Origin of the sequence: Pseudomonas aeruginosa (assembly GCF_001457615.1) — a bacterium.
GTDB lineage: Bacteria > Pseudomonadota > Gammaproteobacteria > Pseudomonadales > Pseudomonadaceae > Pseudomonas > Pseudomonas aeruginosa.
This window is the reverse complement of sequence record NZ_LN831024.1, coordinates 3,822,416-3,835,970: the sequence shown is the minus strand read 5'-3', so window position 1 is coordinate 3,835,970 and position 13,555 is coordinate 3,822,416. Positions and strand designations below refer to the sequence as shown.

Sequence of the window (13,555 nt, the reverse complement as noted above, 5' to 3'; positions counted from 1 at the left end):
ATCAGGTGAAGTCCAGGTCGTAATGCGCCTGGCCACAGTGCAGGCAGTCGAAGCGGTAGATGGCCGGATTGCCGCCGGGCGTATAGGCGTCGACGAGGCGTTGCCAGGTGATAGCCGGCCAGGCGAAGTCGGCGAAACGCTGCGCCAGGCCCTCGGCTCCCAGTTGCCCGATTTCCTCACGCCCCGCGTCGCCGCGAAAGGCGCAGGCATCCTCGCAGCAAACCAGCCAGCGCTCCTGCTGCCAGGAGGTGTAGCCGGGCGTGCGCTCGCAGACTTCGGTGACGATATCCGCGGCGACGCCGGCGTCGAGCAGCGGATAGTCGTCGGAAAAGCTCGCTTCGTAGCGCGCGGCCGCGCTGCCGTCGGCTATGCACCAGGGGCAAAGGCTGCCGGGCGGCAACTCGTGGCGGGAATAGGGCGAACCGGTGTAGACGTAGCCACGAGCCTTGCCACAGCACTGGCAGGTGGTGGCGGAAGCCTCGATGCTGCCGCTGGCGAGCGGTTCGGGATGGTAGCGGAAGTGAGGAAGGGGAGGGTTCATGACGGCCGTGCCCTGGAGACTGGCCGTCGAGTATGACGTGCCGGGCAGCCTAGCGGCTACCCGGCGGGCCTGTTCACTCGCTGGCTTCGCGGGCGCCCTGGGGGCTCTTCGGGCGCGGCGCGAAGCGCGCTGCCAGGCGCATGCTGGCGGTGACCAGGCGCTGGTAGAGCACTGGTGCCAGGCGCAGCATCACGTCGATCGCGTGGGCGTCGGTGCCGATCAGGATGCGCCGGCTGTCGCGCTGCACGCCGCGCAGGATGACCTGGGCGGCCTTCTCCGGGGTGGTCCGCAGCAACTGGTCGTTGAATTGCTCGCGAGCCTTGTCCGGAGCCTGGCCGGTGACCTTGGCCATGCTCTCGTTCATTCGCGCGGTCTTGGCGATGTTGGTCTTGATCCCGCCGGGATGCACGCAACTGGCGGAGACGCCGGAGTCCTCCATGTCCAGTTCCTGGCGCAACGACTCGGTGAAGCCGCGCACCGCGTACTTGGTGGCGTTGTAGGCGCTCATGCCGGGCTGGGCGAACAGCCCGAAGACGCTGGAGACATTGACCACGTGGCCGTTGCCGGAGGCCTTCAGGTGCGGAAGGAACGCCTTGGTACCGTTCACCACGCCCCAGAAGTTGATGTTCATGATCCACTCGTATTCCGAGTAGTCGCTGCCTTCCACGGTACCTGCGTGGGCGACGCCCGCGTTGTTGAAGATCAGGTTCACCCGGCCATGTTCGCTGGCCGCCTTGTCGGCCCAGGCCTGCACCTGCTCGCGGTCGGCCACGTCGACGACCGCGGTGGAGACGCGTACCCCGCTGCTGGCGAGCAATTGGCGGGTTTCCTCGAGAGCTGCGGCATTGACGTCGGCCAGGGCCAGGTGACAACCCTGCCTGCCCAGCTCCACGGCCAGGGCGCGACCGATGCCCGAGCCTGCGCCGGTGATGGCGGCGACTTTGTTTTCGAACGACTTCATGCGGGTACCCCTTCGGCCTGTTGGCGGGCTTCGTTGCTCAGGGCGGCGAGCGGTGTCGTGGTGAGGTGGTAGGCGGAGGCGTCGAACTGCCGGGTCAGGGCACGGAAGCGCCAGGTGAATCCCGGCCACAGGGTGCAGTTGCGGCCGCTGACCGGATGCAGGTACCAGCTCTTGCAACCGCCCACGCTCCAGACGCTGCGGTCCAGCTTGCGCTGGAGGTATTCGTTGTAGCGTTCCTGCACCGGGGCCTTGACCTCGAGACTGAGCAGTTCGCGGCGCTTCATCAGCTTCAGCGCATCGAGGACGTAGGCGATCTGCGACTCGATCATGTAGACCATCGAGTTGTGGCCGAGGCCGGTGTTCGGTCCCATCAGGAAGAACAGGTTGGGGAAGCCGGCGGTGGTAGTGCCCTTGTAGGCTTCCGGGCCCTTGGTCCAGCTGTCCAGCAGGTCGCGGCCGTCGCGACCGAAGACCACTCCGCGGGGGATAGGGTCGTTGGCGGTGAAGCCGGTACCGAAGATGATCGCGTCGACCTCGCGTTCCCGGCCGTTGCCGTCGACGATTCCATTGGCGGTGACGGCGCGGATGCCTTCGGTGATCACCGTGGAGTTGGCGGCAGCCAGGGCAGGGTAGTAGTTGTGCGACATGAGGATGCGCTTGCAGCCGATGGTGTAGTCCGGCGTGACCTTGCGGCGCAGTTCCGGATCCTTGATCTGCTTGTGGATGTGGCGGATCGCCAGGCGCTGCACCAGCTTCATTACCTGCGGGGCGAAGGTGAAGCCCAGCACCCGCCCTTCGAGCAGGCTGTAGAGGCCGCCGCGCCAGAGCTTCTGCACCAGCGGGAAGCGCCGGAAGCGCCGGCGCTCGGTTTCGCTGATTGCCCGGTCGGGTTTGGGCAGGATCCATGGCGGAGTGCGCTGGTAGAGATCGAGCGCGGCCACCAGCGGCTGGATCTCCGGGACGAACTGGATCGCCGAGGCGCCGGTGCCGATCACCGCCACGCGCTTGCCCTTGAGGTCGTAGTCATGGTCCCACTGCTGGGAATGGAAGACCTTGCCCTGGAAGTTCTCCAGGCCATCGAGGCGTGGATAGGCCGGGGTGGACAGGCCGCCCATGCCGGAAACCACGGCGTTCGCGGTGTAATGGTTGCCCTGGGCGTCATGCAGGTGCCAGAGGCTTTGCCGCTCGTCCCAGGCCAGTTTGCCGATCTCGGTGTTCAGCAGGGTCTTTTCCTGCAAGCGGTATTTTTCCCAGCACTTCTCCAGATAGGCGCGGATTTCCGGCTGGCGGGCGAACATCCGCGTCCACTCCGGGTTCGCTTCGAAGGAGAAGGAATAGACGTGGGATTGCACGTCGCAGGCGCAACCAGGGTAGTTGTTGACTCTCCAGGTGCCGCCGACGCCGGCGTCCTTTTCGAAGATCAGGAAGTCGTCCTCGCCTTCCTGGCGGAGACGGATCGCCATCCCCAGCCCGGAGAAACCGGTGCCGATGATGGCGACCTTGCAGTGCCGGGCGGCGGCAGGGGTGGGTTGGGTACTCATGGCCAAGCTCCTGTTATGATTGTTTGCTGGCGTATACACTCGTCTACCTGCGAATGTAGACATCTGTATACTTCAGGGTCAAGCCAACCTTAGGTAGGGTCGGCGCGGCGCAACGGCCGAACTTGTGGCGCATGGAAACAACCAGGTGGAACATGAGCGATATGAACGAAACGAAGGACAGGGTTGCCGACGCTCCCGGCAAACGCGCCTTGCTGGAGGCGGCCTTGCGCCTGGGCAGCAGCAGCCGCAGCCTGGGGGCCATCGGCTTGCGCGAGCTGGCGCGCGAGGCGGGCCTGAATCCGAACACCTTCTATCGGCATTTCCGCGATATCGACGATCTTGGCCTGACCATGATCCGCGACATCTCTACCCAGCTGCGCCAGCCGCTGCGCCAGCTTCGCCGCGAGGCCGCGACTCGTGCGGCGCCCGGCGCCCGAGCGCAGACGACGCCGTTCGGGCTGGACCTGGAAAGGGGGCGGCGGGTCTGCCGGGAGACGGTGCGGCTGTTCTTCGACTTCGTGGAGAGCAATCCCGCCGCGTTCATCGTCGGCGTGCGCGAACTGCATGGGGCTTCGCCGGTGCTGCGTGGTGCCCTGCGTCAGATCATGGATGAGTTCGCCGAGGACATGTCGGAGGACATCATCGAATTCAGGTTGTTGCCGGCGGTGAGCGAGGCGACCATCCGTCGCCTCTCCAGCCTGATCGGCCGCCAGCTGTTTCAGTTGTCGCTGGACTATATCGGCCAGCCGGAGCGGCGTCGGGAAATCTGCGCCCTGGGTGAGGAACAGATACTGCTGTTGTTCACCGGCGCCGCGGTCCTGCAGATGATGGGCGTTTCGTTGGACGCCGAGGCGTCAGGCCAGCTTGAGCAGGCTCATGCCGGCCAGCAGCAGCAACAGGCCGAGCCAGCCGCGCCAGGCCAGGCGCTGGCCGAACAGCGCCCAGCCCATGGCGACGGTGGCGAGGATGCCGAAGCCGCCCCAGATCGCATAGGCGAGTGACAGCTCGATGTCCTTCACCGCCTGCGCCAGCGCGGTGAAGGCGGCCATCACGCAGAGGATCGAGGCGATCCCGAGGCCGCGCCTGCGGAAACCGTCGGAGTATTTCAACAGCAGGTTGGCGACGACCTCGAGGGCGATTGCCAGGCCGAGCCAGGCGAAGGGAATCCAGTTCAGGGTCAGCATGTGACGGCCTCCCCACGGGACTGCGCCGGCGTGCCGCTGGCGTTGCGGGTGCCGGACTTGATCAGCAGGATGCCGGCGATCATCACGCCGAGGCCGACGGCCTTGTACAGGCCGATGCTTTCGCCCAGCCAGGCGACGCTGACCGCCGTGATCAGGACGATGCCAATGCCTTCCCAAAGGGCGTAGGCGACTCCGACGGGGACACGCTTGACCGCCAGGGCGAGGAAGAAATAGGACAGGCCGATCATCCCGTACATCAGCAGCATGCCTGCGACAGGGGCGTGGGTGGCGGCCAGTTTCATCGAGGTGGTGCCGATCACTTCGGCGCCGATAGCCAGTAACAGATAGATCCAGGAACGCATGTTGCCCTCCCATGGGCACCGCGGAATGGAGGCCGCGGCCAAAGATGACGAAGAGCGGTGGCGAGGGGCGGGAAAGACCGCGAAGCGCAGGGGCGGTCGCCACCGACAGCAGGTGTCGAGGGAGGGAGCTAGAGGTCGCCGGTCCAGTGACGCTCGCGGGAGACCAGACGGGAAGTGGGGAGAGGTAATGCCTTGGTGTTCAACATAATGAACATTATATTACCTCAGGGCATCGTAAAAAGCCAATCGATAGGAATTGACTAATTATTTCCTCCGTAAAATGGCGGATTCAGGAACGCTAGTCGAAACGGAGGCTTTTCCGTGTGCAATATCCTGTTCTTCTCTCGAATAAGAAACGCCAGGCGGGGCCTGGCGTCGGGGGCGGAGCGGCACTGGCGGAGGCGGGCTTCAATCGGCGAAGGCCAGTTTGTCCTTCCAGTATTTCTCCAGTTTCGCGGTGTCGTGGTCGCTGGGGTGGAAGCCCGGCCGGTAGTAGTCCAGGTAGGGCAGCAGCAGGCGGGTGAAGAAGCCCTTGCGCAGGCCGAACAGGGTGCCCAGGCCATGCTTCCAGGAGCGCCAGTTGAACAATTGGCCGTCCTTGCGTAGCAGGTCGAGCTGGAACCAGCCGATGACGCCGAAGAACATCAGGGTGGTCAGCATCATCACCAGAACCCGGGTGAAGTAGCCGCCGTAGACTTTCTGGTACACATCGTAGGCGACATTCTTGTGTTCGTTCTCCTCGATGGCATGCCACATCCACAGCTTGTACATCTTCGGCGACTGCATCTGGATGGTCAGGTCTTCGCGCTTGAGCAGCTGCGCGGCCATGGTCGCGGTGAAATGCTCGAGGGCGCAGGTGATCGCCAACTGGTGTTTCCTGGTGGTGACCTTGCTGACGTTTTCCAGCAGGACCTTGATCCGCAGTTCGAGGCACTCCAGGTCGACCCCGTGCTCCTCGGCATATTCGTTGTAGGCGGCATGCTCCTTCGAGTGCATCGCCTCCTGGCCGATGAAGGCGCTGACGTCCTTCTTCAGTTGCGGATCCTCCAAGCGGTCGCGCACCGCGCGCACGCTATCGACGAAGAATTTTTCGCCGTAGGGGAAAAGCGAAGACAGGTTGTTCATGAACTGGGTCATGAAGGGTTGGCCGTCCCACCAGTACTTCGGGGTTTCGCTGAAGCTGAAATCCATCCGCCGCACGGGGAAATTGGCGCGAACCGGGGAGGCGGTGCCAGTGGCAGTCATGGCTAACTCCTTTTGTTGTTCTGGGGAGGGGAAACGCACAGGTTTCCTCGGGTTCCCTATGGCGAGTTCGCTATAACACCTCTGAATGTGTCATTAGCTGATGTAATTATTGCAGGATTGTCCAACAGCGGGAGGTCATTCCTGGCCATTTCGAAGTCATTAATGGCCAGGTCGGCTCGACCAGACGGAAGATGGGGCGCAAGGAGCGAGCGCGGGGCGCCAGGGCGCCCCCCGGCGTATCAACGCTCGTCGAGAGCGAACGCGGTGAGACTGAAGGTGGAGATGCCGGCGTCCTGCAGGCGAGTGGAGCCGCCGAGTTCCGGCAGGTCGATGATCGCCGCGGCCTCGAAGACCCTGGCCCCGAGGCGTCGTACCAGGCTCGCGGCCGCCAGCAGGGTCCCGCCGGTGGCGATGAGGTCGTCGAAGATCAGTACGCTGTCGCCTTCGCAGAGGCTGTCGGCATGTACTTCGAGGAAGGCCTCGCCGTATTCGGTCTGGTAGCCCTCGGCGAGTACGTCGGCGGGTAGCTTGCCCTGCTTGCGGAACAGGACCAGCGGCTTGTTCAGCGCATAGGCCACCGCCGAGCCGATGAGGAAGCCGCGGGCATCCATGGCGCCGATGTGGCTGAAATCGGCCTCGATGTAGCGCTGGACGAAGCTGTCCACGGTCATGCGCAGCGCGCGTGGCGACTGGAACAGCGGGGTGATGTCGCGGAACACCACGCCGGGCTTGGGAAAGTCCGGCACGGCGCGGATCTGCGACTTGAGGGTGAACTCGTCGAAAATCATGGAAGATCCTGGGCTGGGCGTTTTTCGGGGCCCATCATACAACGGGCCCGCGCTGAGGCGGGCCCGTTGGCGGTTCGCAGGCGCTTCAGCCTTCCAGCTGGCCGCCGGCGAGGGCGCACAGCTCGATGGAGTCGAGGATGTGCACTTCCTTGCCTTCCGCGCTGATCAGGCCGTTCTGCTGGAAGCGGGTGAAGACCCGCGACACGGTTTCCACGGCCAGGCCGAGATAGTTGCCGATCTCGTTGCGCGACATGGCCAGGCGGAACTGCTGGGCGGAGAAGCCACGGGCACGGAAGCGCGCCGACAGGTTGACCAGGAAGGTGGCGATGCGCTCGTCGGCAGTCTTCTTCGACAGCAGCAGCATCATCTGCTGGTCATCGCGGATTTCCCGGCTCATCAGGCGCATCAGTTGGCGGCGCAGTTGCGGCAGCTGCTCGGACAGTTCGTCCAGGCGCTCGAAGGGAATCTCGCAGACCGAGGTGGTTTCCAGGGCCTGGGCGGATACCGGATAGGTCTCGGTATCCATCCCGGACAGGCCGACCAGCTCGCTGGGCAGGTGGAAGCCGGTGATCTGCTCTTCGCCGGCATCGGTGATGCTGAAGGTTTTCAGGGCGCCGGAGCGCACGGCAAAGACCGAGCCGAAAGGATCGCCCTGGCGGAACAGGAATTCGCCTTTCTTCAGGGGACGACCGCGCTTGACGATCTCGTCCAGCGAATCCATGTCTTCCACGGTCAGCGACAGGGGGAGGCACAGCGGGGCCAGACTGCAATCCTTGCAGTGTGCTTGGGGCAGTGCGCGCACCTTGATGGTTTCGGCCATTGAGGGGTCCTTGCTAGGTTAAAGGCACAACAGGAGTAAGGGTAACGCAGCCGCGATGCGGGTGCCAGCCATAGGTCTGGCAACGACCATTTCTGACAGGCCGATGGCGTTTCCAATCAGTGACTTGCGTCAAACAACTGCGACTACCTGTCGCACCCTGTCAAGGGGCGACGAAAAGGGGGCTCAAGTTCGCGACGCGTGGGCCGATCCAATGGAAGAATTCCATTTTTCCCGGAGTGACTGGAATGTTGACCCTCAGTGGCTGGATCACCACCCAGGTGCCACCCTCGTCGCGCGCCGCCGCGGACGCCAAGGCCGCGCGGACCGGCACCGCCGAGCAGGCGGAAGACCCGGCCGCCGGCACCGACGCCGCCGATCAGCATGTACGGCTTTCCCAGGCAGGGCGCGAGCTGGCCGCCACCATGGGGGTGCCGGTGGAGGAGGAGGACGAGGATATCCCGCAGGAGTTGCGGCCGATGGTGAAGATGATCCGCCAGTTGAAGAAGAAGATCGAAGAGAAGCTCAGGGAGCTGCAGGAGGCCATGAGGTCGTCCGATCCGGGGGCGAAGGAGGCTCGCGTGCCTGAGTTGCAGAAGGAGCTGCAACAACTCAACTCCGCCCTGCAGACGGCGACGGCAGCGATGGCATCGGCCATCAAGGAGATGGGTATCAGCGACCCGGCGCTGATCATGAAGGTCATGGGCAGCCGGTAGAAGGGGCGGGGATTCACCGCCCTGTCGTGCGGGCAGGGCGGTGCGCTTTCAGATCACCCGGGAGAAGCGCTGCCGGTTGAGGCTGGGCAGGTAGCGGTCGAACAGCATGCAGATCGAACGCACCAGCAGACGTCCGGAAGACGTGATGTCGATGCCCTTGGCGTCCAGGCGGATCAGGCCGTCGGCGGCGAAGCGTTCGAGATCGGGCAACAGCTCGGCGAAGTAACTGCGGAAGTCGATGCCGAACTCTGTCTCGATATCCTCGAAGGCCAGTTCGAAGTGGCAGATCAGTTGCTGGATCACCGCGCGCCGCACCCGGTCGTCGCTGTTGCAGTGCAGGCCGCGACGGATCGCCAACTGGCCGTTGTCGAGGCTGGTCTGGTAGTCGTTGATGTCGCTGCTGTTCTGGCTGTAGAGGTCGCCGATCTGGCTGATCGCCGAGACCCCGAGACCTACCAGGTCACAGTGCCCGTGCGTGGTGTAGCCCTGGAAATTGCGTTGCAGGGTGCCGTCTTCCTGGGCGCTGGCCAGCTCGTCGTCGGGCAGGGCGAAGTGGTCCATGCCGATATAGCGGTAGCCCGCCGCGGCGAGCTGCTCGGTGGTGCGCTGGAGCATTTCCAGCTTCTGGCCCGGGCTCGGCAGGTCGTCGGCGTTGATCCGCCGCTGCGGCATGAAACGCTCGGGCAGGTGGGCATAGTTGAACACCGAGAGGCGATCCGGCTGTAGCGCGATCACTTCGTCGACCGTGCGGGCGAAGCTGTCCGGCGTCTGTTTCGGCAGTCCGTAGATCAGGTCGAGGTTGATCGAGCGGTACTGCAGGGTGCGCGCGGCCTCGACGATGGTACGGGTCTCCTCCGGGGTCTGCATGCGGTTGACCGCCTTCTGCACCTCCATGTCGAAGTCCTGTACGCCGAGGCTGACGCGGTTGAAACCGAGTTCGCGGAGCAGGCCCATGGTCGACCAGTCGGCCTCGCGCGGGTCGATCTCGATGCCGTAGTCGCCCGAATCGTCGTCCAGCAGGTTGAGGTGGGTGCGCAATTGCGACATGAGTTCGCGCAACTGGCCGGGACTGAGGAAGGTCGGGGTTCCGCCACCGAAGTGCAGTTGCTCGACCACCTGCTCGCGGGAGAGGTGGCGGCTGACGATCTCGATCTCGCGGACCAGGCGCGCAAGGTACGGCGCGCTGCGCCCGCGATCCTTGGTGATCACCTTGTTGCAGGCGCAGTAGTAGCAGATGTTGGCGCAGAACGGGATGTGCACGTAGAGCGACAGGGGGTGTCCGGCCTTCCGGCTGTCGCGCAGGGCGTGCAACTGGTCGAACGGGCCGATGCCTTCGTGGAACTGCACGGCGGTCGGATAGGAGGTGTAACGCGGGCCGGAAAGGTCGTAGCGCCGAATCAGGTCAGCGTCCCAGCGAATGGTGTCGAGCATGCCAGAGATCCCCAGTTGGCGAGCTTTAGTCGGGAAGTCTAGGGATTGCTCCGGGAAGGCCTGTTGATTTGTATCAAGCGGGTGAATGTATACAGGATGTGTCGCCCGATGTTGGGACGGGCGTCCGTCAATGCCCCATCAGCCAGGCCTGGTGCGGTCCTGGGAGGGTCCAGAGGCCGAAGAGGATGACCATCAGGCCGCCCACGATGCGTACGCCGCGACGGCGCAGCAGGGCGGTCACCCGTTCGGCGGCCATGCCGGTGGCCAGCAGAACCGGCCAGGTGCCGAGGCCGAACGCCAGCATCAGCAGCGCGCTGTCCAGTGCCGATCCCTGGCTGGTGGCCCAGAGCAGGGTGCTGTAGACCAGCCCGCAGGGCAGCCAGCCCCAGATCGCTCCGAGCAGCAGGGCTCGTGGCAGGCTGGAGACCGGCAGCAGGCGCCGGGCGAAGGGTTCCAGGTGGCGCCAGAGACCGCGACCGAGCGCCTCGACGCGGGTCAGGCCGCTCCACCAGCCGGCCAGGTAGAGTCCCATGGCGATCAGCAGCAGCCCGGCGACCACCCGCAGCGCGCCGGCCAACGGGGTGCGCGCCACCGCCCAGCCGGCCAGGCCGAGCAGCAGGCCGGCGCAGGCGTAGCTGAGGATGCGGCCGAGGTTGTAGGCCAGCAGCAGGCGCAGACGACGGCCGCGCTGTTCGGCGGGAATGGCCAGGGTCAGCGCGCCCATCAGGCCGCCGCACATGCCCAGGCAGTGGCCTCCCCCGAGCAGGCCGAGGATCAGCGCGGAAACCAGCAACGGCGCCAGTTCAGCCACGCGGTCGGTCCTCGGGTTTCGACGGCTTCTCCGCTTCGTCGACGCCGGCCTGGTGCTTCGGGTCTTCGTCGTCGAAGAGAATGCTGTGGGCGGGGCCGTCGAGATCGTCGTACTGGCCGCTGTCCACCGCCCAGAAGAACACGTAGATGGCGATGGCGACGATGACGATCGCGACGGGGATCAGGATGTAGAGCGCGGCCATACGGACCTCGGCGAAGGGATTCGGGTCAGCCGCAGGGCGTTGACCACCACCAGCAGCGAACTGACCGACATGCCGATCGCCGCCCAGCCCGGGGTGATCCAGCCGAGCGCGGCGAAGGGCAGGACCAGGCCATTGTACAGGCTGGCCCAGGCCAGGTTCTCGATGATGATATGGCGGGTGCGGCGCGCCAGCCGGAAAGCCTGCACCAGGCTGTCCAGGCGGTTGGACAGGAGCACCGCGTCGGCGCTGGTCTTGGCCAGGTCGGTGGCGCTGCCCATGGCGACGCTGATGTCGGCACCGGCGAGCACCGGTACGTCGTTGACTCCGTCGCCGAGCATCAGCACCCGGCGGCCCTCGCCGTGCAGGCGTTCGAGCATGGCCAGCTTGTCGTCCGGGGTCAGGCCGCCGCGGGCTTCGTCGATGCCCAGTTCGGCAGCGACGCTGGCGACCATCGGCGAGGCGTCACCGGATAGCAGGAGGGTGCGCCAGCCGCGCGCCTTGCAGGCGGCGAGCAGGGCGGGGGCGTCGCTGCGCAGGCGGTCGTCGAGACCGAACCAGGCCAGCGGTCCCTGCTCGTCGCCGAGCAGCAGCCACTGTCCGGAGTTGCCGGGCATCGCGGGCGTGGCGCTGCCGCCCAGGTAGCTGACGAAGGCGGCCTGGCCGATGCGCAGGCGGCGGCCTTCCACCAGGCCTTCGAGGCCCAGTCCCGGATGGCTTGCGACGCTGTCGGCGGCCTCCGGCGCACGGCCGAAGGCGCGGGCGATGGGGTGTTCGGAACGGTTCTCGAGGGCGGCGGCGAGGGCCAGGCAGCGATCCGCGTCGAGATCGCGCAGGGGTAGCACCTGCTTGAGCGTCAGGCGGCCTTCGGTGAGGGTGCCGGTCTTGTCGAAGATTACCGTGTCGATGTGGTTCAGCCCTTCCAGCACGTGCCCGCGCGTGATCAGCAGGCCGAGCTTGTGCAGGCTGCCGGTGGCCGCGGTGAGAGCGGTGGGCGTGGCCAGCGACAGGGCGCAGGGGCAGGTGGCGACCAGCAGCGACAGCACCACCCAGAAGGCGCGCTGGTGGTCGACCTGCCACCACAGCGCGCCGACCGCTGCGGCGACCAGCAGGACGATGAGCAGGAACCACTGCGCCACCTTGTCGGCCAGTTCCGCCAGGCGCGGCTTGTCCGCCTGGGCGCGTTCCAGCAGGCGGACGATGGCCGACAGGCGGCTGTCGTCGCCAAGGGCGCCGACCTCGACGGTCAGCGGCCCCTCGACGTTCAGGGTACCGCCGGTGACGGCGTCGCCGGCCTGGCGTGGATGGGGCAGGTACTCGCCGGTGAGCAGCGACTCGTCGACGCTGGACTGGCCGTCGAGGATCACTCCGTCGGCCGGCAGCACGGCGCCTGGCGGTACCAGTACGCGGTCGCCGACGCGCAGTTCGCTGAGCAGGATGCGCTCGCCCTGGTTGGCGGCGTCCAGGCGCAGGCAGGACGCCGGCAGCAGGTTGACCAGTTGCGCGGTGGAGGCGGCGGTGCGCTCCCGCGCGCGGCGTTCGAGGTAGCGGCCGGCGAGGAGGAACAGGGCGAACATGCCGACCGCGTCGAAATACAGCTCGCCCTGGCCGGTGATCGTCGACCAGATGCCGGCGACGTAGGCGCCGCCGATCGCCAGCGACACCGAGACGTCCATGGTCAGGTGGCGGGTGCGCAGGTCGCGCAGGGCGCCACGGAAGAACTGGCCGCAGCAGTAGAAGACGATCGGCGTGGTGAGGATCAGGCTGACCCAGCGCAGGATGCGGTCCATGCCGGCGGAAAGGTCGAGGTTGAATTCCGGCCAGGTCGCCATTACCGCCATCATCACCTGGATCCACAGCAGCCCGGCGACACCGAGCTGGCGCAGGGCGTGACGGTTCTCCATGGCCAGGCGCTCGGTGGCGCGGTCGGGTTGGTAGGGATGGCCGGCATAGCCGATCTGGCGCAGTTCGCCAAGCAACTGGCTGAGCGGCAACTGGCTGTCCTGCCAGCGCACGTGCAGGCGATGGTTGGACAGGTTGAGCCGCGCCTCGGCCACGCCAGGCAACTGGCGCAGGTGCTTCTCGATCAGCCAGCCGCAGGCGGCGCAACTGATGCCTTCGATCATCAGGCTGGTTTCCGCCAGCTCGCCCTCATGGCGGACGAAGCCGCCCTGTACGTCCGGGCGGTCGTAGAGCTGCAACTCTTCGCTGAGCGCCTTGGGCAAGGCTTCGGGATTGGCGGCGTTTTCGCTGCGGTGCCGGTAGTAGCTTTCCAGGCCGCCGGCGACGATGGCCTCGGCCACCGCCTGGCAGCCCGGACAGCACATGGCCCGCGTCTCGCCGAGTACGCGGGCCTCGAAGCGGCTGCCGGCGGGGACCGGCAAGCCGCAGTGGTAGCAGGGCAGGGGGGCGCTCATGGGCGCTTCGCTTCTGCTCCCTGGAGCGGTTCGTCACCCAGCTCCATGACCACGGTCGGCGATACCACCTCTTCCTCGAAAAGACGCCACTGGCCGCTGCCTTCCTGGCCGAGCAGTTCGACGAAGCGACGGCCCTCGACGGCGTCGGTCAGTTGCCCGACGTAGCGCTCGCGGTCGGAGTTGCTGCGCAGCAGCTCCACGCGGCGGTCCTTCTCCGGCTGGGTCGGCGAGATCAGGTTGAGGGTGAGCCGATCCGGACGGCTGTTGCCGGTCAGGCGCACTTCGACTTCGCCGGTCAGGTCGTCGACCTTGACCTTGGCGTGCACCTGCAGGCGTACGGCCAGGTTCTCGCGTTCCAGGGAGCGGTTGATGCCCTTGCCGGCCTCGTAGTAGTTGTCGGTGACCAGGGTGTCCTGGTTGCGCACCGCGATGGTGACCAGGCTCAGCCCGAGCACCACCGAGGTCGCCAGGAGGGCCACGATGAACCAGGCCCAGAAGTGTTTGTACCAGGGTTGAGGGTGGGTCTCGGACTGCATGCTCAA

General features: G+C 65.9%; 14 protein-coding genes and 1 pseudogene. 2 read left to right on the top strand and 13 right to left on the bottom strand.

Annotated features, from left to right (window positions below; all coding sequences use genetic code 11):
- Position 1 precedes the first annotated feature (1 nt).
- From AT700_RS17525 to AT700_RS17515, 3 genes are all read right to left on the bottom strand, one after another.
- Entirely contained in the window at positions 2–541 is a 540-nt protein-coding gene (locus tag AT700_RS17525; protein WP_003103931.1) for a CbrC family protein, read from the bottom strand.
- A 73-nt stretch (positions 542–614) separates the two neighbouring features.
- Positions 615–1,502, bottom strand: coding sequence for an SDR family NAD(P)-dependent oxidoreductase (locus AT700_RS17520; protein WP_003103932.1), 888 nt, complete (start codon positions 1,500–1,502; stop codon positions 615–617).
- Positions 1,499–3,082, bottom strand: coding sequence for a flavin-containing monooxygenase (locus AT700_RS17515; protein ID WP_003121915.1), 1,584 nt, complete (start codon positions 3,080–3,082; stop codon positions 1,499–1,501). The genes AT700_RS17520 and AT700_RS17515 overlap by 4 nt, the downstream gene beginning before the upstream one ends.
- 92 nt (positions 3,083–3,174) lie before the next feature.
- Here AT700_RS17515 and AT700_RS30450 point away from each other — a divergent pair.
- Positions 3,175–3,324 (top strand): annotated as a pseudogene (locus AT700_RS30450) (hypothetical protein); the annotation flags it as partial.
- 573 nt (positions 3,325–3,897) lie between these two features.
- Here AT700_RS30450 and mdtI read toward each other — a convergent pair.
- The 5 genes from mdtI to anr all read right to left on the bottom strand — a co-directional run bounded on the left by mdtI (position 3,898) and on the right by anr (position 7,442).
- Positions 3,898–4,227 (bottom strand): multidrug/spermidine efflux SMR transporter subunit MdtI, encoded by a 330-nt coding sequence (gene mdtI / locus AT700_RS29650; RefSeq protein ID WP_003103934.1) that lies wholly within the window; start codon positions 4,225–4,227, stop codon positions 3,898–3,900.
- A complete protein-coding gene (locus AT700_RS17500) occupies positions 4,221–4,589 on the bottom strand; it encodes a multidrug/spermidine efflux SMR transporter subunit MdtJ (protein ID WP_003103935.1) in 369 nt (122 codons plus the stop codon). Before AT700_RS17500 ends, mdtI begins: the two co-directional genes overlap by 7 nt.
- A 408-nt stretch (positions 4,590–4,997) precedes the next feature.
- Positions 4,998–5,834, bottom strand: coding sequence for a metal-dependent hydrolase (locus tag AT700_RS17495; protein WP_003087258.1), 837 nt, complete (start codon positions 5,832–5,834; stop codon positions 4,998–5,000).
- 239 nt (positions 5,835–6,073) lie between these two features.
- Positions 6,074–6,622 (bottom strand): adenine phosphoribosyltransferase, encoded by a 549-nt coding sequence (locus tag AT700_RS17490; protein ID WP_003087259.1) that lies wholly within the window; start codon positions 6,620–6,622, stop codon positions 6,074–6,076.
- 85 nt (positions 6,623–6,707) lie between these two features.
- Positions 6,708–7,442 carry a transcriptional regulator Anr gene (gene anr, locus AT700_RS17485; RefSeq protein WP_003087262.1) on the bottom strand — a complete coding sequence of 245 codons (735 nt, stop codon included), beginning with the start codon at positions 7,440–7,442 and terminating at the stop codon, positions 6,708–6,710.
- 245 nt (positions 7,443–7,687) lie between these two features.
- Here anr and AT700_RS17480 point away from each other — a divergent pair, with 245 nt between their 5' ends.
- Positions 7,688–8,155 (top strand): hypothetical protein, encoded by a 468-nt coding sequence (locus tag AT700_RS17480; protein WP_003103936.1) that lies wholly within the window; start codon positions 7,688–7,690, stop codon positions 8,153–8,155.
- 48 nt (positions 8,156–8,203) lie between these two features.
- Here AT700_RS17480 and hemN read toward each other — a convergent pair whose 3' ends face one another.
- The 5 genes from hemN to AT700_RS17455 form a co-directional block, all read right to left on the bottom strand.
- Positions 8,204–9,586 carry an oxygen-independent coproporphyrinogen III oxidase gene (gene hemN / locus AT700_RS17475; RefSeq protein WP_023090665.1) on the bottom strand — a complete coding sequence of 461 codons (1,383 nt, stop codon included), beginning with the start codon at positions 9,584–9,586 and terminating at the stop codon, positions 8,204–8,206.
- A gap of 127 nt (positions 9,587–9,713) precedes the next feature.
- Positions 9,714–10,397, bottom strand: coding sequence for a sulfite exporter TauE/SafE family protein (locus AT700_RS17470; RefSeq protein ID WP_003087270.1), 684 nt, complete (start codon positions 10,395–10,397; stop codon positions 9,714–9,716).
- Complete coding sequence (ccoS, locus tag AT700_RS17465; protein ID WP_003087273.1) at positions 10,390–10,599, bottom strand: cbb3-type cytochrome oxidase assembly protein CcoS; 210 nt, start codon at positions 10,597–10,599, stop codon at positions 10,390–10,392. Before ccoS ends, AT700_RS17470 begins: the two co-directional genes overlap by 8 nt.
- The gene (locus tag AT700_RS17460) at positions 10,578–13,013 is read right to left on the bottom strand and encodes a heavy metal translocating P-type ATPase (protein WP_048521161.1); all 2,436 of its coding nucleotides are present in this window, start codon (positions 13,011–13,013) and stop codon (positions 10,578–10,580) included. The genes ccoS and AT700_RS17460 overlap by 22 nt, the downstream gene beginning before the upstream one ends.
- Entirely contained in the window at positions 13,010–13,549 is a 540-nt protein-coding gene (locus AT700_RS17455) for a FixH family protein (RefSeq protein WP_003114667.1), read from the bottom strand. Before AT700_RS17455 ends, AT700_RS17460 begins: the two co-directional genes overlap by 4 nt.
- Positions 13,550–13,555: the final 6 nt, after the last annotated feature.